The following is a 26,040-nucleotide window of genomic DNA, read 5'->3' as shown; positions in this document are numbered from 1 at the left end:
ATAGGTGCTGGTCAGGCAATTGCGACCGAGAATGGCGTGAACACCCGCCAAAGCAACCCAATTCGCAGGCGCGCGGCATGCGCCCCGCATCACACCCTGCCCCGAATATGAAAGGACACCCCATGACCCGTACCAAGGATGACTGGAAAGCGCTGGCCGAAAAGGAACTGCGCGGCCGCCCGCTGGAGGACCTGACCTGGAACACGCTTGAGGGCATTCCGGTCAGCCCGCTCTATACCGCCGAAGACACCGCAGACCTGCCGCATATGAACAGCCTGCCGGGGTTTGCACCCTTCACGCGCGGGCCAAAGGCCACGATGTATGCCGGTCGCCCCTGGACCATCCGGCAATATGCCGGCTTCTCGACAGCGGAAGAATCCAACGCCTTTTACCGCCGCAACCTGGCCGCCGGGCAACAGGGGGTTTCGGTGGCCTTCGATCTGGCCACCCACCGGGGATATGACAGCGACCATCCGCGTGTCGTGGGCGATGTCGGCAAGGCCGGCGTGGCCATCGATTCGGTTGAGGACATGAAGATCCTGTTCGACGGCATCCCGCTGGACAAGGTGTCGGTGTCGATGACAATGAACGGCGCGGTGATTCCGATCCTGGCCAGTTTCATTGTCGCGGGTGAGGAACAGGGCCACGACAAGGCACTGCTGGCGGGCACCATTCAGAACGACATTCTGAAGGAATTCATGGTCCGCAACACCTATATCTATCCGCCCGAACCGTCGATGCGCATCATCTCGGACATTATCGAATACACCTCTGAGGGCATGCCGAAATTCAACTCGATCTCGATCTCCGGCTATCACATGCAAGAGGCCGGGGCGAACCTGGTGCAAGAGTTGGCCTATACGCTGGCCGATGGCCGCGAATATGTGCGTGCCGCGATTGATGCGGGCATGGACGTCGACAAATTCGCAGGCCGGTTGTCGTTCTTCTTTGCCATCGGCATGAACTTCTTCATGGAGGCCGCGAAACTGCGCGCCGCGCGCCTGCTTTGGCACCGCATCATGACTGAATTCGGCGCCAAGAATGACCGCTCGAAAATGCTGCGCACCCACTGCCAGACCTCCGGTGTGTCACTGCAAGAGCAAGATCCCTACAACAACGTCATCCGCACAGCGTATGAGGCGATGTCGGCGGTGCTGGGCGGCACGCAGTCGCTGCACACCAACGCGCTGGACGAGGCGATTGCCCTGCCCACCGATTTCTCGGCCCGGATCGCGCGCAACACGCAGTTGGTCCTGCAAGAGGAAACCGGGGTCACCAATGTGGTCGATCCGCTGGCCGGGTCCTATTACGTCGAAAAGCTGACCCATGATCTAGCCGAAAAGGCCTGGGCCTTGATCGAAGAGGTCGAAGAAATGGGCGGCATGACCAAGGCCGTGGCCAGTGGCATGCCCAAGCTGCGGATCGAGGAAAGCGCCGCGACCCGTCAGGCGATGATCGACAAAGGCGACGAGGTGATCGTCGGCGTCAACAAATACCGCAAGGACAAGGAAGACCCGATCGACATTCTCGATGTCGACAACGTGGCGGTGCGCGACAGCCAGATTGCCCGACTGGACCGCATTCGCGGATCGCGCGATCAGGCCGCCTGTGATGCCGCATTACAAGAGCTTGGCCGCCGCGCCAAGGAAGGCGGCAACCTTCTGGAGGCCGCGGTCGAGGCCGCACGCGCCCGTGCCAGCGTAGGAGAAATCAGCATGGCGATGGAAAAGGAATTCGGACGGCATCGCGCCGAGGTCAAAACCCTCGCGGGGGTCTATGGCGCGGCTTATGAAGGCGACGAAGGCTTTGCCGCGATCCAGAAATCGGTCGAGGATTTCGCCGAGGAAGAAGGCCGCCGCCCCCGCATGCTGGTGGTGAAAATGGGCCAGGACGGGCACGACCGCGGGGCCAAGGTGATTGCCACCGCATTTGCCGATATTGGCTTTGACGTCGACGTTGGCCCGCTGTTCCAGACCCCGGACGAAGCGGCCCAGGATGCCATCGACAACGATGTGCATGTGGTCGGTATTTCGTCGCAAGCGGCAGGTCACAAGACATTGGCGCCGCAATTGATCGAGGCGCTGAAGGCCAATGACGCGGGCGACATCATCGTGATCTGCGGTGGCGTGATCCCGCAACAGGATTACGATTTCCTGAAATCGGCGGGGGTCAAGGCGATCTTTGGCCCCGGCACCAATATCCCCACCGCAGCCCAGGATATCCTGCGTCTGATCCGAGAGGCGCGCAGCTAAGGGAAAACCTCTGCCGGAGCGCTGACCGCAAGGTCAGGAGCCTCCGGCGGGCGTATTTTTGCAGAGAAGAAGATCAAGGCCGGATCAATATCCGCGAAGAAAGCCCGCAGGGGCTTGAAGAGCGGTGCCTCAGCGCCTTGCCCGCCGCCATCCGGCTTTGCGGGCGGCGGCCTCGGTACAGAACCAATGCTCTCCTTTTTTGGGGGAAATCCGTGTGTTGGCGTAAAATGCCTGCCCCGGCATGTGATAGATTCGCGTGCCATCTGATGCGATATTGCCTTTGATCTGGCATCCTTTTGGGGCGATCTGGGGCTCTGGGCGGGCCGCGGCACGATGGGTATCGGGGCGGACCACAACCGAGGTCCAGAGCCCCCGCCCCGCCGCCAGGGCGCGGCGTTCGTCAGAGGCGTACAGCGTGGAATATTTCTTGTAGGCAAAGGCCAATCCGGCCCGGACCAGCGCGCGCCCGACATCCTGGCCATCCAGGGTGCATATTGCGACCTGGCGACCATAGCGATCCACGGATTGGGGCACACAGTGCAATGTCTTGCCATCCAACCAGACAGCCACCTGTCGGGTCACTTCTCGCCCGCAAGGCCAATCGCCATCAACCGGGTGGCGACAGGTTTGATCCTTTTCCACCGCATCAATCCCGAACAGCCGAATACGACGGTCGGCGACATCCAAAGTGTCGCCATCAATCACCCGCGCGGCCCCGGAAACCTCTGCCGGGGCTGCCGCAACAGCGGTGGTCAGCCCGGCGCAGGCGCAGATCAGGGCAGCGGCGGCAGCTGGAACGAGTCGGGAACAAATTCTTAACATTTCGTTAATGTGTGACCGGCACCCCGGTCACACAAGCCGATTTGTTAAGAAAGGTTAATCAAACCTTGCTGGATTGTATCTACGACGCAACAACACCCAGCACCCCCCCAGCAGCGCCCAGATGGCGCGATCCTCCGTTCGCGGCGGGATTAATAGGGCATCGGGTGGGCGCGATGCAGCGTATCAATCGCTGTCAGAAGCTCTTCGCTCAACTCAAGGTCAATTGCCCCCAACAGGTGGTCCAATTGCGCGAGGGTTGTGGCCCCAAAGATCGACGACGCCACAAAGGGGCGCTGTGCGCTCCAGGCCAGGGCCATATGCACCGGATCCAGATCATAGTCCCGCGCCAGGGCAACATAGGCATCTGCCGCCGCCAACGACAGTGGCCCCACCCGTCCGCCCATCTCGGCATTGATCGACATGCGCGATCCTTCGGGCACGGCGCCACCGCTGTATTTGCCGGTCAGATACCCACAGGCCAGCGGCGAATAGGGCAACAGGCCGACATTTTCATTCCAGCACATTTCCGCCAAATCGGTGTCCGCCAACCGGCACATCAAGGAATATTCGTTCTGCAGAGAGGCCACGCGCGGCCCGCCAACCCGTTTGGCGGCTTCGATCCATTGCGTTGTGCCCCAGGCCGTTTCGTTCGACAGACCAAAAGCGCGGATGCGGCCGCGTTCCATCTCTTTTTGCAGCGCCCCAAGACAGTCTTCCATGTCGTCCATGATCGCCGCGCGATCCTGTGACGTGGGATCGAATGTCCAGTTCTTGCGGAACATAAACGAACCGCGGTTGGGCCAGTGAAACTGATAAAGGTCAATGTAGTCGGTTTTCAGCCGCGCCAACGCTTCGTCAATTTCACCAGAAATTGTCTTTGACGTAATTGGCGCCCCGTTGCGGACATGAGGCTGGCCTTCGCCGGAATGTTTGGTGGCCAAAATCATGTCACTGCGCCGCCCGGTGCGGGCAATCCAGTCCCCGATGATTTCCTCGGTCCGGCCCACGGTTTCGGCGCGGACCGGGTTGACCGGGTACATTTCGGCGGTGTCGACAAACGTGATCCCTGCGTCCAGCGCCCGATCAATCTGGGCATGGGCCACGTCGGGGGACGTCTGGGTGCCGAATGTCATTGTGCCGAGGCAATATTCCGACACGGTCATTCCCGTCTGGCCGAGTGGGTTCATCTTCATGGCATCCGCCTCCGTTTTTTCAATTTTGCGGACCCTAACGTGCGCTGGCAAAAGATAAACCCCGGAAATTTCCCCAGGCTTGCGCGCCGTCACGCTTGAGAACATTTAGCGAACATATATTATGCGGTCATGAGTTGCCATCACGCCCTTCTGACGCGCGCGCCGCACAAAAGCCGCCCGGCCCTTACGGTCATGGGGGACATATCGCTGGCGCAGATGCGGGTACATGAAATCTGTGGGTTGGCCCGGCGCACCCTGGCGGTCTGGATCGCCGATGCGGTGCAACGCTCCGGTCCCGGCCCGGTGATCTGGGTTTCCCCCCCATGGGAGCGTGATGATCTCTTTGCCACCGGTCTGGCACAGATCTGCGCACCGGAGCGGTTTTTGTTTGTCCGCCCGAAACGTGCCGAGGACATCCTGTGGACGCTGGAGGAAGTGCTGCGGTCGGGGGCGGTGCCGCTGGTGGTGGGTGATCTGCCGGGCTTTCCCAGCCTGACTCAGGTGCGGCGCATGCATCTGGCGGCCGAAGCCGGGGCAGAGGCATTGGGCGGCAAGCCGCTGGGGCTTCTGCTGACACCGGGACGATCGGGCGCAACATCCGAAAGCGCAGCGGGGGGCGCATCTGGCGGGGCACCCGGGGTGGAAACCCGCTGGTCGCTGACCCCGGCCCATACCCCCGAAACGCCCGGCTGGCGGTTGACCCGGCTGCGGGCCCGCACCGCGCCGGTCCGCAGTTGGCGGGTACAACAAGGTGCAGACGGGCCAGAGCTGCTCTCTGTTTCCGCCCCCGACAGGCTCCCCCCTGACAAGATCCCCCCTGACACGCAGGCCCCTGACACATGCGCGGGCTCTGCGCCGAGTTCTGTGTCGGCACCCGCGTCGGCCTTTGCGCCGACCGCAGCAAATGGCAGGTCAAACCGCCACTGAACCACCGTTGGCAGGCGGCCCTGTCCCGCTCACCCCACCGGGATCAACGTCTCAAGACGCACCCGACCGGTGATAGCGCTAAAAACACCGCCAAAGATGGCGACATGTGCCCGATCAAACATTTTGATCAAAACCCACGAAAATACACCCGACCTGCGCCGCAAACCGCCTGAATGCCGCGCTAATGCCGCATTTTCCACAAATTCGACTGATCAAACAAAAATCAACAAAAGGAGACGACGATGGCACAGCGCGCCCATGCCCCACAAGATGACGTAACCTGGCTGCACCCGGTCGCAACCGGCAGCACGCATCAACAAACGGCAACACCGGCGGGCTGGATCGGCGGACGTCCCACCCTGCCCGATGACCTCGACTGGCCGATGGCCGGCGGCATCCCGGCCGGCTTCCTCGCCCAGATTAACCTGTCCCGACTGCCCAAAGAAACATGGCGCGGATATGGCCCGCAAAGCGGCTGGTTGCGGGTATTTCTGACCCACGACGGCGCGCCGATCCTGATCCACAGCCCGGCGTTCGGCGACACCGCCACCCCGCCGCTGGACACCACATTGCGTTGGCAAAGCGCCGCGCAAGCTCCGCGCTGGGACTTGCAGATTGGCCCCATGCCACAGCCGCCGGTCACAATCGCCGCCCCGACGGGGTTCGACCTGGCCCATCCCGGCTGTCAGCCAATTGATCTGGCGACGGTGCGGTCGCTGATCGCGGCACTGCACCGGGTTCTGGACGAAAGCGACGCCTTTCTGACCAAGTTGCAGGCCGACCAGAAAACCCCAGCGCCAGCACCCGAACCCGAGCAGCCCGGCGCAAATGGCATCTGGGGCAATATCCTGCGCGCCAAACCCAAGGTCGTGACCACCGGCCAGCGCCGGATTGCCAACCCCGCCATCCTGCTCAGCGGTGCGGCCGATGTCGACACCGCCCGCGCGATCCTCGTCCGGCTGGAGCGCAAACTGGAACATGCGGGTGACCACCTCCCGCCTGAGGCTCTGGCCCTGATCTGTGCGGCGCTTGAACATGTGAAATTGCCGCTGTTCCAGACCGAAGCAGCCCCGGACCTCGCGCAGGAAGGTGTACCCGACACCCCGATCCGTATCTACCAGCGCAACGTGCCCGCCACCAAATCGGCATGGGCGCCACGCGGCACACCGCGCAGCCGCTGGGCCGAAGACTGGCAGCAGGAACTGGCGAACCTTGCCCGTGCTGCCGTCGCACAGGCCCCCGATATGATGCCACCGGCCGCCCGCGCGTTCTGGTCCGCGGATGTGGCGCAATTGGCCCATGGCGCAACCTGTTCAGCCGGGGCGCTTCATGCCACGACACAGGGCGAATTGGCGACATTGCTGCGCCTGCCGTCGAACCTGTTGACCGGTTGGGATTGGGGGGCAGAGGCATTGGATTTCTGCCTGCCGCTCGCCGCACTGGCCCAGGGTGATTTCACCAAGGGCCAGGTGCTGTGGCAGGATGACGTTGATCCGGCATAAGCTGCGCCGCGCATTGGCGATCACAGCAAGGCGCGCGGTCACCCCTTGACCGGCGCCCCACCCGCGAAAGCATTGCCATTGACATAGTCACAGGGCGCCTCCTGCATCTCAAGATGCAGGCCATCCCCGTGATAGGGATGGGCCCGTGCAAGGGCTTCGTCCACCTCGATCCCCAGTCCCGGCGCGGTCGGCGGCGTGACAAACCCCGCCTCGACACCAAGGCTGCCCCGGATCAGATCGCGGTGGAAATCGGTTTCGATGGTCTCGATCATCAACAAATTCGGGATGGTGGCCGCCAGATGGATATTGGCGGCCCATTCCACCGGCCCGGCATACAGATGCGGTGCGATCTGTGCATTGAAATGCTCGGCCATGGCCGCGATTTTGCGGGTTTCCCAAATCCCCCCCGATCGCCCCAATGCCGGTTGCAGAATGCTTGCGCCGCCCGATTGCAACACAGCCCCGAATTCCACCCGCGTTGTCAGCCGTTCCCCGGTGGCAATTGGAATGCGCAGCGCCTCGGCCAGCTTGCAAAACTCATGCAGATTGTCGGGCGGGATCGGCTCTTCGTACCACAGCGGTTGATAGGCTTCGATCGCCTGCCCCAACCGGATCGCGCCCGCGGTGGTGAATTGACCATGGGTGCCGAACAACAAATCGGCCCGGTCCCCGACCGCATCGCGCACCATCTCGCAGAACGCCATCGACATGGAAATATCGCTGAGCGCCGGCATATGGCCGCCGCGCATGGTATAGGGTCCGGCGGGGTCGAATTTCACCGCCGTATAGCCGCGCGCCACCAGATCCGCCGCGCTTTCGGCGGCCATTTCGGGCGAGGTCCAGAAATCTGGCAGCGGATGATGCGGCAAGGGATAGAGATAGGAATAGGCCCGCAGCCGTTCATTCATCATCCCCCCCAAAAGCGCCCAGACAGGCCGATCCCGCGCCTTGCCGACGATATCCCAACACGCGATCTCCAACCCGGAAAACGCCCCCATGACGGTCAGATCCGGGCGCTGGGTAAACCCGCTGGAAAAGGCGCGGCGAAACATCCGCTCGACGTTTTCCGGGCTGTCGCCGGCCATATGCCGGTCAAACACGTCATGGATCACCGCTGTCATCGCCACCGGCCCGACCGAGGTCGCATAACATTCGCCCCAGCCTGTGATGCCGGTATCTGTGGTCAGCTTGACCAATATCCAATACCGTCCGCCCCAGCCCGGCGCCGGGGGGGCGGTGACGATGACTTCAAGATCGGCCAGTTTCATGCCAAACCCTCCTGATGGCGAAGAATGCCCGCAAGAGCATGAGGAGCCGCGTTCCGGCCCAGGTCAACAGCGCCGCGCGTCATGATCCAAACAGGATCACATTGCGCCGCGCCGCGCCAGTCCGGGTATCGGCAATCGCGTCGTTGATCTGGTCCAGACGATACCGCCCGGAAATCAGCTCATCCAGTTGCAACCGCCCCTGTGCGTAAAGATCGGCCATCCAGGGAATATCGCGCGCAATCACCACATCCCCCATTTTCGACCCCACCATCGCGGTGCCCATATAGGCGCTGACCGAGGGTTCATATTGCGCCATGGCCCCGGTATGCGGCATGCCGATCATCACCATCCGCCCGCCCCAGCCAAGGTATCGCGGCGCGTCGTCATAGGCTGAAGTAAGCCCGACGGTCACGGCCACCACATCCGCACCGCGCCCGCCAAGGGCGGCTTTTGCGTCTTTCCAGGGATGCGCGCCGGTTGCCAGCACCCCATGTGTGGCGCCAAAATCCCGCGCCATGTCCAGCTTTTGCGCGCTCATATCCACCGCCACGATCCGGCGTGCACCGGCAATCCGCGCGCCCTGAATGGCGTTCAGCCCGACACCGCCGGTGCCGATCACCACGACGTCCTCGCCTGCGCGCAACGCCCCGGCATTGACCACCGCGCCAACGCCGGTGATCACGCCACAGGCCAAGAGCGCCGCGCTCTCGGCGGGCATTGTGGCGGGCAGCTTCACCACCTGAGCCTGATCCACCACAACCTGCTCGGCGAATGCACCGCAATTCATGGCGGCGGCAACCGGCGTGCCGTCGGCGTCAAACAGTTTCGGCTCTGCCTCTGCCTGGCTGTCACAGATCGTCTGCCGTCCCGCGCCGCAATTGGCGCAGGTGCCACAGGGTTTGATCAGCGTGACAACCACAAAATCCCCCAGATCCACGCTGGTCACACCTGCGCCCAGCGCCGTGACCCGGCCCGCCGCTTCATGCCCGTAGACAGCCGGAAGCGCCCCGCCCCAGCCGCCCTCGGCAAAGGTGATGTCGGAATGACAAATCGCCACCGCATCCAGCGTCACCGTGATTTCGCCTGCGCCGGGCGCGCGCAACATCAGATCCTCGATCTGCATCGCCGCGCCAAAGGTCCGCTGCACGGCTGCTTTGATCTTTTGCATGTCACCCTCCGGTTTTCAGCCAGACAAGCAAATGCGCCCCCGTGTTACCAGCACCGAATTGCCACGCCGGGGCAAAGCGACGTTTGGTCAAGCAGATCAGGCGGAACAGAGCCGGTCAATCAAATCGGCCAATTGCCTTGGCGCTGAAATAAACGGCGAGTGCCCGGTATCAAGCGCATGCACATGCTGCGCGGGCCAGTCCGCCACCATCGCGGCCTGATGCTGCGGCGGAATCGTCTGGTCCCTGGTACAGCGGATATAATGGCGCGGCATGTGATGTGAGTTTTCACTCAGCTTCAGCACCTCGGCCTGTGGCGCGATTGGTTGCGGACAGAGTTGCGCCGCCGCGCGTCGAGCCAGATCCGGCGGGCAATCGCTGTAAAACAACGGCACCGCCGCAGGCAGGGCGACATAGCTCAGCCCGTCGTCCGATTTGGCAAAGGTACGCTGGGCCGGTTGCGACGGCGCATCCCGCCGCAGGTCCAGCATCGACCGCCCTTGCTCTGGCACATACGCGCAAAGATAGATCAGCTTTGCGATCTTTTCCGGGGCGCGTTCCGCGGCGGCGGTGATCGGGTAACCTGCTGCGGAATGGCCGACCACCACGGTATGCGCGCCCAGCGCCGCCAGGATTGCATCGGTATACTGCGCCAAGGTGATCGCGGAATGTGGCGTCGGATCGGCCCCCGCCCCCGGCAGGTCAATCGCCCGCGCATCATGCCCCAAGGCCGCCAGCTCCGGCAGGACCGCATCCCAGGCCCAGGCCCCGTGGCAGGAGCCATGAATCAACAGGATGTCAGACATGGCCGATATCCCGCAGGAATGCGTTGACCAATTCGCCAAAGGCCTCTGGCTGTTCGATACAGGCTAAATGCCCCGCCCGGCGCAGCAATTCAAACCGCGCACCGGGGATCAACGCAATGGTTTCGCGCACCAGATCCGGCGGCGTGGCGCGATCTTCGCTGGCGGCGATGCCCAGACAGGGCAAGCGCAGGCTGGCGGTCGGGGTATAGAAATCGGTGCCGGAAATCGCGGCACAACATGCGGCATAGCCCTCGGCCGGTTGCCGCGCGACCATATTGCGCCACTGGCCAATGTCGGGCGTGGCGCGAAATCCGGCGGTGAACCAACGCTCCATCGTGGCATCCAGAAGCGCGGCGATGCCGTCGCCCTGAACCGTCGCAATCCGCTCCTGCCATTGCGCCGCGGTGCCGACCTTGGCCGCAGTACAGGCCAGAACCAGCCCGCGCACCAAATCCAGCCGCTTGACCGCCAACCCCTGCGCCACCATGCCGCCCAGCGACAAGCCGACAAAAACAGCATCGCGCAGACCGAGATGATCCATCAGCCCCTCGGCATCGCGCACCAATGTGCCCATGCCATAGGGCCCCGGCGGACACTCCGACAAGCCATGCCCGCGCATGTCATAGCGCAAGATCCGCAGCCCCGGCGGCAATTGCGCCACCACATCATCCCAGATCCGCAAATCACAGCCCAGCGAATTGCCAAAGACCAGCGCCGCGCCGTCGGGGTCCCCGTCTTCACGGTAATGCAACCCGCATCCGTTTATCTCTGCAAAGGCCATGCTGTGCCCCCTCTTTGCGCGTCAGTCGTTCAGACGCATATGCGCGATGATCTGGCCGTGATCCGAGGCCAGTTTGTTATATGGCGCCTCTGGGTGGCTGCCATCGGTCAGATGATCATTCAACACGCTGAAATATTCCATCTGGCCGACCCGCCCGGCAAAATCCGGGTGGAAATGCCGCGACAGATAGATCTGGTCGATGGATTCGAAATTGCCGCCAAAGGCTGCGGTATAGACCATGTCGCGCAGGGATTTGCGCACAAAGAGTTTCTCTGCCGAATGCAGCCGCAGGCGGTCAACCGCTTCGGTGATTTGCAGGTTTTCCTCGCGGGTATAGCGGTCGTTCGGGGTCTTGGCATCGTGGCGCAGCATCCAGGAATAATTCTTGAACGGCACTTCGCCTGCGATGATTTCCGAGCTGACCGCATGTTCACCGTCGTTGAAGTCGCCCAGGACCATCACCGGATTGCCCTGCTCCAGCTCGCCCACGATCAAGCGTCGCAGCACCCATGCCTCGGCCATGCGGCGAAGCGCCGCCCGCAGACTGCCCAGCGCACGGCCCAGCGGATCGTAATGTGACAGGTCCTGCTCGGGCGCAAATTCCGCCCCCGCCGGTGTCAGATATTCCCCAAGCTTGGATTTCAGGTGGCAGTTGATGACCGTGATCACCTGCTCCCCCACTGGCACCCGCGCCAGAAGGACGGGACGCGACAGGCGATGCAGGGTAAATTGGCCACTGTCTTCGGCTTCCAAACCCCGCAGGGGCTGAAACGGAATGGTCAGCGGTTCCTCCAGATCCTGTATCATCTCGGGATCCCCAACAAAGCCAAACCGCGACAGGATCGCCAAACCGGGACGCCGCTTTCCGGGCTGATGCTGGTCGGCAAAATTCGGCGCAAAGGCCAGCGCGGCATTGTCATACGACCGGTAGGCCAATTTGCGGAAAATCGCCTTTTTGTGGTAGCGTTTGGAGCGGTCGGGAATGGCGGCTGCATTCAACGTCTCGCCACGCTGATCGGCCTCGTTGATCACATCGCTCAGCGCATCTTCTTCGAAGATTTCCTGAAACCCGATGATATCCGCATCCATGGTCAGGATCTGATCGGCCAGCCAATCCTTTTTCCAGGCGTATTCCTCGGGGGTGTAGGTCTGGAATTTATAATATTCCTTGTCTGGTCCGATCAGGTTTTTGACATTGAAAGAGGCAATGGTGAAATCTGTCATGGCGACGCTCCTGCGGCTGTTGCAGTCAGGGAAACATTGCGGCCCGCCCCATGCAAGGACGATCCCGCATCGGCGGGGAATTCCCAGCCGGGCAAAATCGCATCGGGCGATGCGGTTTCAGGCGATGCTGTCCAGGGCGCGCTGAAACACCGCGGGATCGACGTTGCCGCCGGAAATCGTGCAGATCACCGTATCAGCCTCGATCTCGGCCCCGTGGAACAGCGCAGCCGCCAGCGCCACCGCCCCGCCCGGTTCCGCCACCACCTTGAGCCGGACAAAGGCCTGCGCCATGGCCCGCAACGCGGCCTCGTCGCTGACCGCGATCCCCGGGCCGCAAAGGCGCTGCATGATCGGAAAGGTCAACGTGCCGGGTGTCGGGGTCAGGACCGCATCACACAGGCCGCCCGCCTCAACCGCATTGCGTTCCAGCTGGCCGGATATCAGCGACCGGGCGACATCGTCGAACCCCATCGGTTCCACCGGACGCACCCGAAGACCGGGCGCATGGGCCTCGGCTGCCAAGGCAATCCCGGATGTCAGCCCGCCGCCGCCACAACAGACCAACACCTCTGCCCTGTCGATCCCCAGTTCCGCCGCCTGTTGCGCAATTTCCAGACCACAGGTGCCCTGCCCGGCGATGACCTCGGGCGCATCATAGGGGCGGATCAGGGTCAGGCCACGCTCTTCGGCCAACCGCTGGCCAATCGGTTCGCGATCTTCGACCCCACGCTCATACAGCACCACCTCGGCCCCCAGCCCACGGGTATTGGCAACTTTGACCTTGGGGGCGTCCGACGGCATGATAATGACCGCAGGCACCCCGAAATGCCGCGCCGCCAGCGCCACGCCCTGGGCATGATTGCCGGATGAAAAGGCGATGACGCCACGCGCCCGCACCGCCGGGTCCAGCGCCGACAAGGCGGACATGCCGCCGCGAAACTTGAAACTGCCGGTATGTTGCAGACATTCCGGTTTGATCAGCACCCGCCGCCCGGCGATCTCGTCCAGAAAGGGCGAGGACAGCAAAGGTGTGCGGCGCACCACGCCAGAGATACGCGCATAGGCGGCTTCAATCATTGCAATGTTCATCGCATGTCATCCAACCAATTGCCCAATGCATTCAGCGCCTCAGGCTCATCCAGAAACGGCACATGGCCACGATCGGGCACCACGGCGATATGGGCATCGGGGCGGCGCTTTTGCATCTCGGCAAGGGTTTCGGCGCTGAGAAGATCAGAGTTCGCCCCCCGGATCACCGCCAATGGTTTGCCGGCAAAGGCATCATAAAGCGGCCAGAGATCCGGCATCGGCTGGGCACCGGCGGCAATCACCGCGTCACGCAGACCGGGATCATAGGTGATGCGCAGCCCATCGGGGGTCTGATCATAAAAGGTTTCGACCTCTTGCCGCCAGCGGCTGGCCGGGACATTGGCAAACCCGGTCATCACACCTTTTTCACGCGCGGCTGCGGCCTCTTCATAGGTTTTCCACGGCGGCTGCTTGCCCAGATACCCCATGATCACGTCAAGCCCATCACTGGCCAGTTCTGGCCCGATATCGTTCAGCGCCACCCCGATCAAACGCTCTGGCACGGTCACGGCCAATGCCATCGCCACCAGTCCCCCCCGCGACGTGCCAAGGATCGCCACCCGGTCCAACCCGAGATGATCCAACAGCTCCACGACATCCAGCGCCTCGCGCGGGATATTATAGCTGAGCGGATCAGCGGCGAATTCCGATTTCCCCCGGCCGCGATAATCCAGCCGGATCACCCGACAGCCGGTCAGATGCGGCAGGACATAGGAAAAATCGCGGCTGTCGCGGGTCAATCCCGACAGGCACAACACCGGCAGGCCAGTGCCCTCATCCGCGAAATACAATTTCAGCCCATCCGAAGTGGTGAAATATGCCATTCAGATCCCCAAGATCCCGGCAATCCCGGTCAGATCCGACAGGACATGCTGGGGACGCCCCGGCAGGTTGTCCACAGGCTCATTTGCGCGATTGACCCAAGCGGTATGAAAACCATAGCCCGCCGCCCCCGCCGCGTCCCAGCCATTGGAAGACACAAAAAGCACCTGCTCCGGGCGACAGCCAAACCGGGTGCCAACCATGTCATAGACCTGTTTCGCCGGCTTGAAGATGCCGACGCTTTCCACCGAAAGCACATCGTCCAGCAATTCCTGAAGGCCCGCGCTTTCGACCGCGCCGGCCAACATATCCGGCGACCCATTGGACAGGATCGCGGTCGACATCCCGGCCGCTTTCAGCGTCGCCAGCATCGGTGGCACTTCGGCATAGGCCTGCAGCTCCCAATAGAGGGCCAGCAGCCGTTCCCGCAACGCCACATCACGTTCCAGCCCATGACGCGCCATCGCCCAATCCAGCCCGTCCTGCGTGACTTGCCAGAAATCGCAATGATCGTCGGTGATGGCCCGCAACCAGCTGTATTGCAGCTGTTTCGCCCGCCAATCCGCAGACAAGGCAGGCCATTTGCCCGCCCAATGATCCTGGCCGGGTTCCGCCGCCGCCAGCCGCGCCGCCGATGACACATCCAGCAAGGTGCCGTAAGCGTCAAAAATACAGGTCGTGATTGTCATCACAATGTCCCCCTTTTGGGCGAGACTGGCACGGGAAAGACCAAGGGAAAACCCCGATTCCATGTTACGTTGACGCAGCCAAACTCAAAGGAGCGCAAAATGCCGAAAGTACACGGCGAAATCCACTGGAACGAACTCATGACCCGCGACATCGCAGGGGCCAAAGCCTATTATTCCAGCACCTGCGGCTGGACCTGGGAAACCGTGCCGATGGGCGAAGCCGAATATCATGTCGCCAAACGCGGCGAGGACATGGTGGCCGGCATGATGGACATGGCGGACATTCCCAATATGGATGAGATCCCCGCCCATTGGTTCATGTATATCGCCGTTGATGACGTCGATGCCGCCGCCAAGCAGACAGCCGCGATGGGCGGCACTGTCATGCGTGATTTGTTCGAGGTCGAAGGCGTGGGCCGTTTCGCCATCATCAAGGATCCCACCGGCGCGGCGCTGGGGTTGATGACGCCAAGCAATCCGTAAACACCGCCGCAACATCTTGTTTTCAAGGGATGGTTCCGCGTGGTGCCGGGCCTTGGGACATGACGCGACAGGACAAAATCGGCATTGGCATCCGCATCGGCGCACGCGGTTTGCCAATCCCGGTGCATATCGCTATTATAGCGGTTCATCATCCGGAGAACCCGCCAGAGCGGCGGCCTCCCACTTTCATTCCCCCCACATCTCGGAGATTGCATGACCCAGGTCAAATCGGGCGACACCGTTGCCATTCATTATACCGGAACACTGGCCGACGGCGCCACCTTTGACAGCTCGCAGGGGCGTGACCCGCTGGAATTCACCGTCGGATCGGGCCAGATCATTCCCGGTCTCGACAAAGCCATTCCCGGCATGGAAGTGGGCGACAAGAAGGTCGTGAACATTCCCGCTGACGAAGCTTACGGCCAGCCTGACCCAAGCGCCCGTCAGGACGTACCGCGCAGCGAAATCCCGGCGGATATTCCGCTTGATCCCGGCACGCAGCTTCAGGTTCAGACCCCAACCGGGCAGGTCATGCCGGTTGTTGTGGTCGAGGTCACCGAAGAGGTGGTCACGCTGGACGCCAATCACCCGCTGGCGGGCAAAGATCTGACGTTCGACATCGAATTGGTCAAGATCGACGCCGCCTGAGCGGAGGTCAAACTGAACAGACGTCAGACTGAGCCGAAGTCAAATCATGATATGAAACGCCCGCCGCATCCCGCGGCGGGCGTTTTTTCATGGCCTATCAGCTGCGAACGCTGGCGAACTCGGTTTGCCACGTCTCGCGTTCTTCATCCGTGATCTTGCGGAAGGTCACGTCAGGCACGGTAAACCCATGTCCGACCGGCAGCGCCGTCAGGGCGGCATCCAGCTCAGCTGGCCAGCTATCATCTTCGGTCTGCATCGCAGCCATCAACTGGGCGCTGGCGTCGGGGATGAAGGGGCTGGAAATCACCGCGTAAAACCGGATCAGGTTCAGCGCCATACGGATCTGCGCCGCCGCCTGTTCAGGATCGGTCTTGAAGGTCGACCATGGCGCCGCGTCTTGCAGGTATTCGTTGCCCGCAACCCAGATCGCCCGCAACTCTTGCGCCGCTTTGCGCACCTCGATGGCCTCCATATGGCCCTCATACGCGCGCAGGCGGGTTGTCAGATCGGCGATCAACGCCTCTTCGCGCGGACCATTTGCGCCCCCGGCGGGCACTTCTTCGCCGAATTTCGAGCGACAGAATTTGGTAACCCGGCTGACAAAGTTGCCAAGCACATCGGCCAGATCCTTGTTCACCGAGGCTTGGAAATTCTCCCAAGTGAATTCGCTGTCCGAACTTTCGGGGGCATGCGACAACAGCCACCAGCGCCAGTAATCGGCCGGCAGGATGGCCAGCGCCTGATCCATGAACACGCCACGCCCCTGCGAGGTGCTGAACTGGCCGCCATCATAATTCAGATAGTTGAACGACTTGATGTAATCGACCAATTTCCATGGCTCACCCGAACCGAGGATCGTCGCCGGAAAGCTGAGGGTGTGGAACGGCACGTTGTCCTTGCCCATGAACTGGGTATAGCGCACGTCGTCTGCGCCCTTGTCGGTGCGCCACCAACGCTCCCAATCGGCGTCGCCCTTGCCGTTGGCCTCGGCCCATTCACCGGCACTGGCGATATATTCGATCGGGGCGTCAAACCAGACATAGAAAACCTTGCCCTCCATGCCCGGCCAGGGCGCATCGCCCTTCTGCACCGGAACACCCCAGTCGAGGTCACGGGTGATCCCCCGGTCCTGTAGACCGTCCCCATCGTTCAGCCACTTCTTGGCGATAGAGGTGGTCAGAACCGGCCAGTCGGTTTTGCCATCAATCCAGGCCTCCAGCTGGCCCCGCATATCGGATTGCCGCAGATAAAGGTGTTTGGTTTCCCGCACTTCAAGATCGGTCGAGCCCGAGACCGCGCTGCGCGGCTCGATCAGGTCGGTGGGATCAAGCTGTTTGGTGCAGTTTTCGCATTGGTCGCCGCGCGCTTTGTCGTAACCGCAGTTCGGGCAGGTGCCCTCGATATAACGGTCCGGCAGGAAGCGGCCATCGGCGTGGGAATAGACCTGTTTTTCGCTGACTTCGCGGATCAGACCGGCCTCGGCCAAACGGCCTGCGAAATGCTGGGTCAGCTTGCGGTTTTGCGGGCTGGAGGAGCGGCCAAAATGATCAAAGGACAGACGAAAGCCTTTGGCGATCTCGGCTTGCACCACATGCATTTCAGCACAGAATTCATCCACCGGCTTGCCGCCTTTGCGGCGGCCAGTTCGGCGGGGGTGCCGTGTTCATCCGTGGCGCACAGGAACATCACCTCGTTGCCGCGGGCCCGTTGGAACCGCGCAAACAGATCCGCCGGCAGTTGCGAGCCGACAAGATTGCCCAGATGTTTGATCCCGTTGATATAGGGAATGGCAGAAGTAATGAGGTGGCGTGTCATGGGCGTCCCCGAAATGTGGTTTCGCCCCGTTTAGCGCAGGGCGACACGCGGGGCCAGTGGTCGTGGGGGCGGGGCAAAAGATTTGCCGATTTCCGCAGTGGGATTAGGCCAGCCGCCCCCGCCCGGAGGATGTTACTCGGCATCATCCATGTCAAAACCCAGATGTTTGGCGACGGCAAAGATGTCTTTGTCGCCACGGCCACACATGTTCATGATGATCAGGTGATCTTTCGGCAGTTCCGGTGCGATCTTCATCACATGCGCCAGGGCGTGAGAGGGTTCCAACGCCGGAATGATGCCTTCACATTCACAGCAAAGCTGGAATGCCTCCAGCGCTTCCTTGTCGGTGATGGCGACATATTCGGCGCGGCCGGTGTCATGCAGCCAGGAATGTTCCGGGCCAATGCCGGGATAGTCGAGACCGGCAGAGATCGAGAACCCTTCGAGGATCTGACCATCGTCGTCCTGCAACAGATAGGTCCGGTTGCCATGCAGCACCCCGGGACGTCCCCCCGTCAGAGAGGCGCAATGTTCCATCTTCTGGTTCACACCTTTGCCGCCGGCCTCGACCCCGATGATGCGCACATCCTTGTCATCAAGGAAGGGAAAGAACAGACCCATAGCATTCGATCCGCCACCGATGGCAGCAATGATCGTGTCGGGCAAACGGCCCTCGGCCTCTTGCATCTGTTCTTTGGCTTCTTTGCCAATGATCGCCTGAAAATCGCGGACCATCGCCGGATAGGGATGCGGCCCCGCCACGGTGCCGATGCAGTAGAACGTGTCGCGCACATTGGTCACCCAATCGCGCAGCGCATCGTTCATCGCGTCCTTGAGCGTGCCACGCCCAGACGTGACCGGCACCACCTCGGCCCCCAGAAGGCGCATGCGGAAGACATTCGGTTTTTGCCGTTCAACATCATGCGCGCCCATATAGACCACGCATTTCAGCCCAAACTTGGCACAGACGGTGGCGGTGGCCACCCCATGCTGTCCGGCGCCGGTTTCGGCAATGATCCGGGTCTTGCCCATACGGCGCGCCAGAAGGATCTGGCCCAACACATTGTTGATCTTATGCGCGCCGGTGTGGTTCAGCTCGTCACGCTTGAGATAGATCTTGGCGCCGCCAAGGCGTTCGCTCAGCCCTTCGGCATGATAAAGCGGGCTGGGACGACCAACATAGTGTTTCCACAGAAACTCCATCTCGTCCCAGAAATCTTTGTCTGTCTTGGCCTTTTCATATTCCTCTTCAAGCGAGAGGATCAGCGGCATCAGGGTCTCGGACACAAAGCGCCCGCCGTAATTGCCGAAACGACCCTTTTCGTCAGGGCCGGTCATGAAAGAATTGAAAAGGTCGTTGGACATGAGGACACCTTTGTCGGTTTTGCCCATCTGAATACCGCCGCAGCCCAGGGAGTAAAAGCACTAATGCCCCCGGAACCAGAGCAATATGGTGCGTTGCGAAGATGCATCCGCCAAAAGAAACGGCGCGCCCCCAAAGGGAGACGCGCCGCATCATAAAGGTTTTGTCGGATCTTCGCCGGATCAGAGGTTGGGCTGGCTGGCCGAAAGGCCAATTTCGCTGCCCATTGCCACCATATCGGCGACCAGCTTTGCAGCATCATCCAACATGCCCTGGGCTGGTTCCTTGGCTTCTTTGGCGGCTTTGTGCACCGAAGCGGCCTCGGCGATCATCGCGTCCAGCAGTTCCTGGGTCATGTCAGTGCGGGCAATCGCCCGTTCCGCCAGAACAGTCACGCCGTCGGAATTGATCTGGGCAAACCCACCGGTCACAACATATTCGGCCGTTGCGCCAGGCCCCATCAACCCGCAGAACGCCGGGACGCAGGGTGGTAATCGTCGGCGCGTGATCGGCCATAGCCGTCATATCGCCGTCCGCACCCGGGATCTGAACCGAAGTCACCTTTTGCGAAGCAAGGCTGCGCTCTGGGCTGACCAGGTCGAATTGCATTTCATCTGCCATCTTCTTCTCCTTTGGAGAGGTTGTTCCCGCGCGGGCCCCGAAGGGCCCGTTTGGAAACAACCGGCCAGTTCATTAGGCCGCGTCGGCAGCCATCTTCTCGGCTTTGGCTTTCACCTCTTCGATGCCGCCAACCATATAGAAGGCGCCTTCGGGCAGGTGGTCATATTCGCCGCCACAACCGCCTTGAACGAAGAGATCGTGTCTTCCAACGGAACCTGCACACCGTCAGAGCCGGTGAACACTTTCGCCACGTCGAACGGCTGGGACAGGAAACGCTGGATTTTCCGGGCGCGTGCCACGGTCAGCTTGTCCTCTTCCGACAGTTCGTCCATGCCGAGAATGGCGATGATGTCCTGCAGCGATTTGTAGCGCTGAAGGATCTGCTGAACGTCGGACGCCACTTTATAGTGCTCGTCACCCACAATCGCCGGATCCATCAAACGCGAGCTGGAATCGAGCGGGTCAACGGCCGGGTAGATACCCAGTTCGGAGATCGCACGCGACAGAACGGTTTGCGCATCAAGGTGGGCAAAGGTGGTTGCAGGTGCCGGGTCGGTAAGGTCATCCGCAGGCACATAGACCGCTTGGATCGATGTAATCGAACCGCGCTTTGTCGATGTAATCCGTTCCTGCATCGCACCCATGTCGGTGGCCAGTGTCGGCTGATAGCCCACAGCGGAAGGAATACGACCAAGCAGAGCCGAAACTTCCGAACCCGCCTGAGTAAAGCGGAAGATGTTGTCGACAAAGAACAGAACGTCGGAACCTGTCGAGTTACGGAATTGTTCCGCCAGTGTCAGACCGGTCAGAGCAACCCGCATACGCGCACCGGGAGGCTCGTTCATCTGGCCGTAAACCAGCGCAATTTTCAACTCGGTCATGTTATCGGGGTTGATAACGCCGGATTCGATCATTTCGTAGTAAAGGTCGTTACCTTCACGGGTCCGCTCACCCACACCCGCAAACACCGAGAGACCCGAGTGCACTTTTGCGATGTTGTTGATCAGTTCCATGATCAGAACGGTTTTGCCCACGCCGGCACCACCGAACAGACCAATTTTACCACCCTTGGCGTAAGGCGCCAGCAGGTCGATAACCTTGATCCCGGTCACCAGAACCTCGGCTTCGGTCGCCTGGTCGGAAAATTCCGGTGCAGGCTGGTGGATCGAACGGGTTTCTGTTGCCTCAACTGCACCTTTTTCGTCAACCGGCTCGCCGATGACGTTGATGATGCGGCCAAGGGTCGCCTCGCCGACGGGAACCGAAATCGGCCCGCCTGTGTCTTCGACCGCTTGACCGCGAACGAGGCCCTCGGTCGCTTCCATTGCGATGGCCCGGACAGTGTTTTCACCCAGGTGCTGGGCCACTTCCAGAACCAGATTGTTGCCGTTGTTGTCGGTGGTCAGCGCGTTCAGAATCGCCGGCAGCTCGTCGTCGAACTGTACGTCGACAACGGCGCCGATGACCTGGGTCACTTTGCCTTGTGCGTTTGCCATTTATAGGTCTCCGGTTCTTAGAGCGCTTCCGCGCCCGAGATAATTTCGATCAGTTCGTTGGTGATGACGGCCTGACGCGAGCGGTTGTATTCGATCGTCAGCTTGTCGATCATTTCGCCTGCGTTGCGGGTTGCGTTGTCCATTGCGGACATCCGCGCACCCTGTTCCGATGCACCATTTTCCAAAAGGCCTGCAAAGATCTGGGTTGCCACACCACGGGGCAGCAGATCGGCAAGAATTGCCTCTTCGCTGGGCTCGTAGTCATAGAGCGTGCTCGCCCCGGCTTCCTCGGCCTCGTCCACATCGAATGTGGCGGGGATGATCTGTTGCGCGGTCGGAATTTGGGTCACGACGTTGACGAACTTCGCATAGAAGATCGTCGCAACGTCGAAATCACCACCGTCAAACCGGCCAAGAACATCCTTTGCGATGTCCTGCGCATTGGCATAGCCGACACGCTTGACGTCGCTCAGGTCGATATGGGCCACAAAATGTGCACCCAAATCGCGTTTGATCGCATCACGGCCTTTTTTGCCGACGGTCAGGATTTTGACAGTCTTGCCCTGGGCAATAAGCTCTTGCGCCTTGGCGCGCGCCAGCTTGGCGATGTTGCCGTTAAAGCCGCCGCAAAGACCGCGTTCAGCGGTCATCACGACAAGCAAATGCACATCGTCACTGCCAGTGCCGGACAAAAGCCGGGGTGCGCTGTCGCTGTCACCCACAGATTTTGCCAGCCCTGCCATCACGGCATTGAACCGTTCCGTATAGGGACGCGACTGTTCCGCAGCTTCCTGTGCCCGCCGCAGTTTTGCGGCGGCCACCATTTGCATGGCCTTGGTGATCTTGCGGGTCGATTTGACCGACGCGATCCTGTTTTTTAGGTCCTTGAGATTTGGCATAGCCCTATCTCCTTATGCGAAGTCAGCGGCGAATTCGTCCAGTGCGGCGCGGATCTTGTCCTCGGCTTCACCTTTGATCTTGGGGTCTTCCTTGGTGATGAAGTCCAGCAGATCGCTGTGCTTGGAACGCAGATGCTGCAGCATGCCCTGTTCGAAACGGCCCACGTCGGACACCGCGATCTTGTCGAGGTAACCTTTGGTGCCGGCGAAGATGACGCAGACGATTTCCGCGTTGGTCAGCGGCGAATACTGCGGCTGTTTCATCAGCTCGGTCAGACGCGCACCACGGTTCAGCAGCTGCTGGGTCGCGGCGTCGAGGTCGGAACCAAACTGTGCAAAGGCCGCCATTTCGCGATACTGCGCCAGTTCCAGTTTCACCGGACCCGCAACCGATTTCATCGAGTTCGTCTGAGCGGACGAACCAACCCGCGACACCGACAGACCGGTGTTCACAGCTGGGCGAATACCCTGATAAAACAATTCGGTTTCAAGGAAGATCTGGCCGTCGGTGATCGAAATCACGTTGGTCGGAATAAACGCCGAAACGTCGCCACCTTGGGTTTCAATGATCGGCAGAGCGGTCAGCGAGCCCGAGCCGTTGTCTTCGTTCAGCTTGGCCGAACGTTCCAGCAGGCGGGAGTGGAGATAGAAAACGTCGCCAGGATAGGCTTCACGTCCGGGCGGGCGACGCAGCAGCAGCGACATCTGGCGATAGGACACGGCCTGTTTCGACAGATCATCGTATACGATCAGTGCGTGACGGCCATTGTCGCGGAAGAATTCCGCCATGGCGGTCGCGGCATAGGGTGCAAGGAACTGCATCGGGGCCGGGTCGGACGCGGTCGCGGCCACAACGATCGAATAATCAATCGCGCCGGATTCTTCGAGACGTTTCACCAGCTGTGCAACGGTCGAACGCTTTTGGCCAACAGCGACATAGATGCAATACAGCTTCTTGTCTTCGTCGTCGCCTGCGGCTTCGTTGTAGGATTTCTGGTTCAGGATCGCGTCAAGCGCCACGGCGGTTTTACCGGTCTGACGGTCACCAATGATCAGCTCACGCTGGCCACGGCCAATCGGGATCATCGCGTCAACCGATTTCAGGCCGGTTGCCATCGGTTCATGAACCGATTTACGCGGGATGATGCCCGGTGCCTTGACGTCGGCGATGCGACGCTCGGAGAATTCAATCGGGCCCTTGCCGTCCAGCGGGTTGCCCAGACCGTCAACAACACGACCCAGAAGACCATTGCCCGCAGGCACGTCCACGATCGAGTTGGTGCGCTTGACGGTGTCACCTTCTTTGATGTCCCGGTCAGAGCCGAAGATCACGATACCGACGTTGTCGGCCTCGAGGTTCAGCGCCATGCCCATGATGCCGCCGGGGAATTCGACCATTTCGCCAGCTTGAACGCTGTCGAGGCCGTGAACACGTGCGATACCGTCACCGACAGAGAGCACGCGGCCCACTTCGGCGATTTCCGCCTCTTGTCCGAAGTTTTGGATCTGCTCCTTTAGGATCGCAGAAATTTCGGCTGCTTGGATACCCATTTATCCGACCTCTTTCATTGCATTCTGGAGGGAATTGAGCTTGGAGCGGATCGACGTGTCGATCATCTTCGAGCCCACCTTGACAACAAGACCACCGATGAGGGTTTCATCAACGGTCGCATTCACTTTTATGTCTTTGCCAATGGACGCTTTCAGCGTCGTTGCCAGCGCATCGGCCTGGGCCGGGGACAGCGGCTGGGCGCTGACCACATCTGCGGTCACTTCGCCTTTGTGGTCTGCAATCTTGGCGCGCAGCTGTTTGATAAGCTGAGGCAACACGAACAACCGGCGCTTGGAGGCCATCAGCCCCAGCGCCTTTGCCAACACCGGGCGCAGCTCCATCTTTTGGGCCAGCGCTGTGATCGCCGCACCCTGGGCCGCGCGCGTGTAGAGCGGGTTGTTGATCAGATCCCGCAAATCGTCGCTCTCATTCAGCGCCGCAGCAAGATCGTCAAGGTTTCCTTCAAGCTCGGCCAATTTGCCGTTCTCGTTCGCGATCTCGAACACCGCTGTCGCATAGCGATCAGCAATGCCAGAGGAAATCGAAGCTGGTTCGGACACGTCCACCCTTCCGACTATCTGGCCCCGGTTCTTCGCAGGATGCGAATTCCGGGGGCGTTTCCCGGCCTTGATGTAGCTCAAAGCGCAAAATCAACGCGGATGTAGCAGAGCCTACCCTACCCCGCAACATGCTTGAAGGCTTTTCCGAACTGGTGTTTTTTGATAAAAACCAGTGACTTAGCTTATATGCGACCGAATGCGGCACCGGAAAGACAACAAAAAACGCGCGAATTTGTGAAGATCCACGATTCCCGTGCCGGTTTTCTGCGCAATTTTGGTGCGATGACCGACCCTGATTTACATGTTAGCGCCTATACTGGTTTGATGCCTTTTGCGGGCGTCGGGCTGAGCACTTCCAACGGGTTTCGCACCCGCACCCGGTTGCCCGGACCCAAAGGTGCCTGCACCCGTTTGGATGCCACAACCATCAACACCCCCGCCGGCAATGGCAAGCCAAATCGCTGGCCCATCCGTTCCCAGACCGGCCGGCCTTGTGCCAAAAGCGGCGGCGCGACGGCGGCTGATAGAGCGCCGCGGCATGGGCCTCTGGCATGAAGCCATGCACGCGCAATTGGGTCTCAAGCTGGCCCTGGCTGTAGGGGCGGCCAAAGCCGAAAGGCGTGGCATCGCTGCGCGACCACAGGCCCGCGCGGTTCGGCACGATGAACATCACCTTGCCCCCCGGCCCCAGCACCCGGTGGCATTCCTCCAGCAGCGCCGTGGGACGTTCTGAGGTTTCCAGCCCATGCAACAGCAAAAGCTTGTCGATACGACCGGTCTCAATCGGCCACAGCGTTTCCTCTGTCAGAACAGACACGTTTGGCGCGCCCGCAGGCCAGGACATCACCCCCTGCGGACCCGGCATCATCGCAATCACCCGGCGCGCGTCCCGCAGATAAGGCCGCAGCAATGGCACGGCAAAGCCATATCCGGCCACGGTTTGGCCCTTGGCCTCGGGCCAGATTTTCAGCATCCGTTCGCGCACGGCCTTTTGCGCCGCACGGCCCAGCGTGCTGCGGTAATAGAAATTCCTCAGATCCTGCACATCAAGGTGCATTGCGGTCCGCGCTCCTTTGGGTCAGACTTGGGGGCCACTCTAGCAACGGAGCCGCGAATTGCCATGCCCCTTGAGCTTGTGACCATCCCGTGCCTGTCGGATAATTACACTTATCTGATGCATGATGCCCAATCCGGCGAAACCGCCGTGTTTGATGTGCCGGAGGCCGGGCCGATCCTGAGCGCATTGGAAACCCGGGGCTGGACGCTCAGCCATATCTTTTTGACCCACCACCATTGGGATCATGTGGACGGCACCGCCGATCTGCTGCGCGCCGCCCCTGCCCGCGTCATTGGTGCCAAGGCGGACGCGCATCGTCTGCCGCCGCTGGACCAACAGGTGGTCGAAGGCGACAGCATTGCCTTTGGCGGCGAGGAGGTGACCGTTTTGGATGTGCCGGGCCATACCATCGGCCATGTCGCCTATCACCTGCCGAAGTCCGGGTTCCTCGTGACGATGGACAGCCTGATGGCGCTGGGTTGTGGCCGGTTGTTCGAAGGCACGCCCGACATGATGTTGGCCTCGATGCAGAAAATGGCCGCCCTGCCGCCGGACACAGTGATTTGTTCCGGTCATGAATACGCGGAAACCAATTTTCGTTTTGCCATGACCATTGAACCGGGCAATAATGATCTTATCTCTCGCGGAGAAGAAATCGCGGCAGCACGCGCAGCGGGGCGTGCCACCGTTCCCACCACGTTAGCACAAGAGCTGGCCACCAACCCATTTTTGCGCGCCGATGTAGCGGCGGTGAAAACGGCGGTTGCACTGGCGGATGGCGATCCCGTGTCTGTCTTTGCCGAGGTCCGAAAACGGCGGGACAGCTTCAAATAACCTCTGCCACATTGCCGCAAATCACGGCGCTGTCTCCACAGTGTTTGGAAATGTGACCAGAAAAATGAAGAAAAAACTTGAAGCTGGTCCCGGATCGACCAAACTTTAACCTTATGAGGCCAAGGTTGTCCCTGCGTTCCGCGCAGGCCGACCCAAATCAGAAGGAGCACG

Annotated in this window: 20 protein-coding genes and 4 pseudogenes; 6 read left to right on the top strand and 18 right to left on the bottom strand. The window is 60.9% G+C overall.

Annotation, left to right across the window (positions count from 1 at the left end):
• Window positions 1-122: 122 nt before the first annotated feature.
• Window positions 123-2,252, top strand: coding sequence for a methylmalonyl-CoA mutase (scpA, locus tag AC0L4F_RS04820; protein WP_244685903.1), 2,130 nt, complete (start codon window positions 123-125; stop codon window positions 2,250-2,252).
• A 129-nt stretch (window positions 2,253-2,381) separates the two neighbouring features.
• On the opposite strand, the gene AC0L4F_RS04815 is transcribed toward scpA, so the two are convergent.
• Both AC0L4F_RS04815 and AC0L4F_RS04810 read right to left on the bottom strand, forming a co-directional pair.
• On the bottom strand, window positions 2,382-3,074 hold the full coding sequence (locus tag AC0L4F_RS04815) for a thermonuclease family protein (RefSeq protein ID WP_244685900.1): 693 nt from the start codon (window positions 3,072-3,074) through the stop codon (window positions 2,382-2,384).
• Window positions 3,075-3,223: 149 nt separating this feature from the next.
• Window positions 3,224-4,267 carry an aldo/keto reductase gene (locus AC0L4F_RS04810; protein ID WP_244685898.1) on the bottom strand — a complete coding sequence of 348 codons (1,044 nt, stop codon included), beginning with the start codon at window positions 4,265-4,267 and terminating at the stop codon, window positions 3,224-3,226.
• Window positions 4,268-4,459: 192 nt separating this feature from the next.
• Here AC0L4F_RS04810 and AC0L4F_RS04805 point away from each other — a divergent pair, with 192 nt between their 5' ends.
• Window positions 4,460-5,194, top strand: a complete 735-nt coding sequence (locus AC0L4F_RS04805; RefSeq protein ID WP_244685896.1) for an ImuA family protein — start codon at window positions 4,460-4,462, stop codon at window positions 5,192-5,194.
• Between the two features lie 242 nt (window positions 5,195-5,436).
• Window positions 5,437-6,696: a DUF1963 domain-containing protein gene (locus AC0L4F_RS04800; RefSeq protein ID WP_244685894.1), complete on the top strand. Its 1,260-nt coding sequence runs from the start codon at window positions 5,437-5,439 to the stop codon at window positions 6,694-6,696.
• Window positions 6,697-6,734: 38 nt separating this feature from the next.
• On the opposite strand, the gene AC0L4F_RS04795 is transcribed toward AC0L4F_RS04800, so the two are convergent.
• The 8 genes from AC0L4F_RS04795 to AC0L4F_RS04760 all read right to left on the bottom strand — a co-directional run bounded on the left by AC0L4F_RS04795 (window position 6,735) and on the right by AC0L4F_RS04760 (window position 14,541).
• Window positions 6,735-7,964 carry a mandelate racemase/muconate lactonizing enzyme family protein gene (locus AC0L4F_RS04795; protein WP_244685891.1) on the bottom strand — a complete coding sequence of 410 codons (1,230 nt, stop codon included), beginning with the start codon at window positions 7,962-7,964 and terminating at the stop codon, window positions 6,735-6,737.
• A 79-nt stretch (window positions 7,965-8,043) separates the two neighbouring features.
• A complete protein-coding gene (locus AC0L4F_RS04790) occupies window positions 8,044-9,132 on the bottom strand; it encodes a zinc-binding dehydrogenase (RefSeq protein WP_244685889.1) in 1,089 nt (362 codons plus the stop codon).
• Window positions 9,133-9,228: 96 nt separating this feature from the next.
• Window positions 9,229-9,936: an alpha/beta fold hydrolase gene (locus tag AC0L4F_RS04785; RefSeq protein ID WP_244685886.1), complete on the bottom strand. Its 708-nt coding sequence runs from the start codon at window positions 9,934-9,936 to the stop codon at window positions 9,229-9,231.
• The gene (gene pcaD, locus AC0L4F_RS04780) at window positions 9,929-10,717 is read right to left on the bottom strand and encodes a 3-oxoadipate enol-lactonase (protein ID WP_244685884.1); all 789 of its coding nucleotides are present in this window, start codon (window positions 10,715-10,717) and stop codon (window positions 9,929-9,931) included. Before pcaD ends, AC0L4F_RS04785 begins: the two co-directional genes overlap by 8 nt.
• Window positions 10,718-10,738: 21 nt before the next feature.
• Window positions 10,739-11,941, bottom strand: a complete 1,203-nt coding sequence (locus tag AC0L4F_RS04775; RefSeq protein WP_244685882.1) for an endonuclease/exonuclease/phosphatase family protein — start codon at window positions 11,939-11,941, stop codon at window positions 10,739-10,741.
• 117 nt (window positions 11,942-12,058) lie between these two features.
• On the bottom strand, window positions 12,059-13,030 hold the full coding sequence (locus AC0L4F_RS04770) for a threonine ammonia-lyase (protein ID WP_244685879.1): 972 nt from the start codon (window positions 13,028-13,030) through the stop codon (window positions 12,059-12,061).
• Entirely contained in the window at window positions 13,027-13,854 is an 828-nt protein-coding gene (locus tag AC0L4F_RS04765; protein ID WP_244685877.1) for an alpha/beta fold hydrolase, read from the bottom strand. The genes AC0L4F_RS04770 and AC0L4F_RS04765 overlap by 4 nt, the downstream gene beginning before the upstream one ends.
• Complete coding sequence (locus AC0L4F_RS04760; protein ID WP_244685875.1) at window positions 13,855-14,541, bottom strand: haloacid dehalogenase type II; 687 nt, start codon at window positions 14,539-14,541, stop codon at window positions 13,855-13,857. It lies immediately after the preceding gene.
• 99 nt (window positions 14,542-14,640) lie between these two features.
• Here AC0L4F_RS04760 and AC0L4F_RS04755 point away from each other — a divergent pair, with 99 nt between their 5' ends.
• A complete protein-coding gene (locus tag AC0L4F_RS04755; RefSeq protein WP_244685873.1) occupies window positions 14,641-15,024 on the top strand; it encodes a VOC family protein in 384 nt (127 codons plus the stop codon).
• Window positions 15,025-15,237: 213 nt separating this feature from the next.
• The gene (locus AC0L4F_RS04750) at window positions 15,238-15,672 is read left to right on the top strand and encodes an FKBP-type peptidyl-prolyl cis-trans isomerase (protein WP_244685871.1); all 435 of its coding nucleotides are present in this window, start codon (window positions 15,238-15,240) and stop codon (window positions 15,670-15,672) included.
• 97 nt (window positions 15,673-15,769) lie between these two features.
• On the opposite strand, the pseudogene metG reads toward AC0L4F_RS04750, so the two are convergent.
• The 8 genes and pseudogenes from metG to AC0L4F_RS04710 form a co-directional block, all read right to left on the bottom strand.
• Window positions 15,770-17,487: pseudogene (gene metG / locus AC0L4F_RS04745) on the bottom strand (methionine--tRNA ligase).
• Window positions 17,488-17,619: 132 nt separating this feature from the next.
• Entirely contained in the window at window positions 17,620-18,852 is a 1,233-nt protein-coding gene (trpB, locus tag AC0L4F_RS04740; RefSeq protein WP_244685869.1) for a tryptophan synthase subunit beta, read from the bottom strand.
• Window positions 18,853-19,032: 180 nt separating this feature from the next.
• Window positions 19,033-19,471 (bottom strand): annotated as a pseudogene (locus AC0L4F_RS04735) (F0F1 ATP synthase subunit epsilon).
• A 72-nt stretch (window positions 19,472-19,543) separates the two neighbouring features.
• Window positions 19,544-20,967: pseudogene (gene atpD / locus AC0L4F_RS04730) on the bottom strand (F0F1 ATP synthase subunit beta).
• Between the two features lie 17 nt (window positions 20,968-20,984).
• The gene (locus AC0L4F_RS04725) at window positions 20,985-21,866 is read right to left on the bottom strand and encodes a F0F1 ATP synthase subunit gamma (protein WP_244685867.1); all 882 of its coding nucleotides are present in this window, start codon (window positions 21,864-21,866) and stop codon (window positions 20,985-20,987) included.
• A 12-nt stretch (window positions 21,867-21,878) separates the two neighbouring features.
• The gene (atpA, locus tag AC0L4F_RS04720; RefSeq protein ID WP_244685864.1) at window positions 21,879-23,417 is read right to left on the bottom strand and encodes a F0F1 ATP synthase subunit alpha; all 1,539 of its coding nucleotides are present in this window, start codon (window positions 23,415-23,417) and stop codon (window positions 21,879-21,881) included.
• A complete protein-coding gene (locus AC0L4F_RS04715; RefSeq protein WP_244685862.1) occupies window positions 23,418-23,984 on the bottom strand; it encodes a F0F1 ATP synthase subunit delta in 567 nt (188 codons plus the stop codon).
• Window positions 23,985-24,289: 305 nt separating this feature from the next.
• Window positions 24,290-25,035: pseudogene (locus tag AC0L4F_RS04710) on the bottom strand (methyltransferase domain-containing protein).
• A gap of 63 nt (window positions 25,036-25,098) precedes the next feature.
• On the opposite strand from AC0L4F_RS04710, the gene gloB reads away from it, so the two are divergent.
• Complete coding sequence (gloB, locus tag AC0L4F_RS04705; protein ID WP_244685860.1) at window positions 25,099-25,869, top strand: hydroxyacylglutathione hydrolase; 771 nt, start codon at window positions 25,099-25,101, stop codon at window positions 25,867-25,869.
• The last annotated feature ends 171 nt before the right edge of the window (window positions 25,870-26,040 follow it).

This window comes from Marinovum sp. J2-8 (assembly GCF_055808435.1).
The sequence above is the reverse complement of the archived record's forward strand: the minus strand, read 5'-3'. Positions and strand labels throughout refer to the sequence as shown.

Excerpts from the sequence above, each read along its gene's own strand:
- scpA (WP_244685903.1), top strand. The coding sequence starts at position 123 with ATGACCCGTACCAAGGATGACTGGAAAGCGCTGGCCGAAAAGGAACTG.
- AC0L4F_RS04815 (WP_244685900.1), bottom strand. The coding sequence starts at position 3,074 with ATGTTAAGAATTTGTTCCCGACTCGTTCCAGCTGCCGCCGCTGCCCTG.
- AC0L4F_RS04810 (WP_244685898.1), bottom strand. The coding sequence starts at position 4,267 with ATGAAGATGAACCCACTCGGCCAGACGGGAATGACCGTGTCGGAATAT.
- AC0L4F_RS04805 (WP_244685896.1), top strand. The coding sequence starts at position 4,460 with ATGGGGGACATATCGCTGGCGCAGATGCGGGTACATGAAATCTGTGGG.
- AC0L4F_RS04800 (WP_244685894.1), top strand. The coding sequence starts at position 5,437 with ATGGCACAGCGCGCCCATGCCCCACAAGATGACGTAACCTGGCTGCAC.
- AC0L4F_RS04795 (WP_244685891.1), bottom strand. The coding sequence starts at position 7,964 with ATGAAACTGGCCGATCTTGAAGTCATCGTCACCGCCCCCCCGGCGCCG.
- AC0L4F_RS04790 (WP_244685889.1), bottom strand. The coding sequence starts at position 9,132 with ATGCAAAAGATCAAAGCAGCCGTGCAGCGGACCTTTGGCGCGGCGATG.
- AC0L4F_RS04785 (WP_244685886.1), bottom strand. The coding sequence starts at position 9,936 with ATGTCTGACATCCTGTTGATTCATGGCTCCTGCCACGGGGCCTGGGCC.
- pcaD (WP_244685884.1), bottom strand. The coding sequence starts at position 10,717 with ATGGCCTTTGCAGAGATAAACGGATGCGGGTTGCATTACCGTGAAGAC.
- AC0L4F_RS04775 (WP_244685882.1), bottom strand. The coding sequence starts at position 11,941 with ATGACAGATTTCACCATTGCCTCTTTCAATGTCAAAAACCTGATCGGA.
- AC0L4F_RS04770 (WP_244685879.1), bottom strand. The coding sequence starts at position 13,030 with ATGAACATTGCAATGATTGAAGCCGCCTATGCGCGTATCTCTGGCGTG.
- AC0L4F_RS04765 (WP_244685877.1), bottom strand. The coding sequence starts at position 13,854 with ATGGCATATTTCACCACTTCGGATGGGCTGAAATTGTATTTCGCGGAT.
- AC0L4F_RS04760 (WP_244685875.1), bottom strand. The coding sequence starts at position 14,541 with ATGACAATCACGACCTGTATTTTTGACGCTTACGGCACCTTGCTGGAT.
- AC0L4F_RS04755 (WP_244685873.1), top strand. The coding sequence starts at position 14,641 with ATGCCGAAAGTACACGGCGAAATCCACTGGAACGAACTCATGACCCGC.
- AC0L4F_RS04750 (WP_244685871.1), top strand. The coding sequence starts at position 15,238 with ATGACCCAGGTCAAATCGGGCGACACCGTTGCCATTCATTATACCGGA.
- trpB (WP_244685869.1), bottom strand. The coding sequence starts at position 18,852 with ATGTCCAACGACCTTTTCAATTCTTTCATGACCGGCCCTGACGAAAAG.
- AC0L4F_RS04725 (WP_244685867.1), bottom strand. The coding sequence starts at position 21,866 with ATGCCAAATCTCAAGGACCTAAAAAACAGGATCGCGTCGGTCAAATCG.
- atpA (WP_244685864.1), bottom strand. The coding sequence starts at position 23,417 with ATGGGTATCCAAGCAGCCGAAATTTCTGCGATCCTAAAGGAGCAGATC.
- gloB (WP_244685860.1), top strand. The coding sequence starts at position 25,099 with ATGCCCCTTGAGCTTGTGACCATCCCGTGCCTGTCGGATAATTACACT.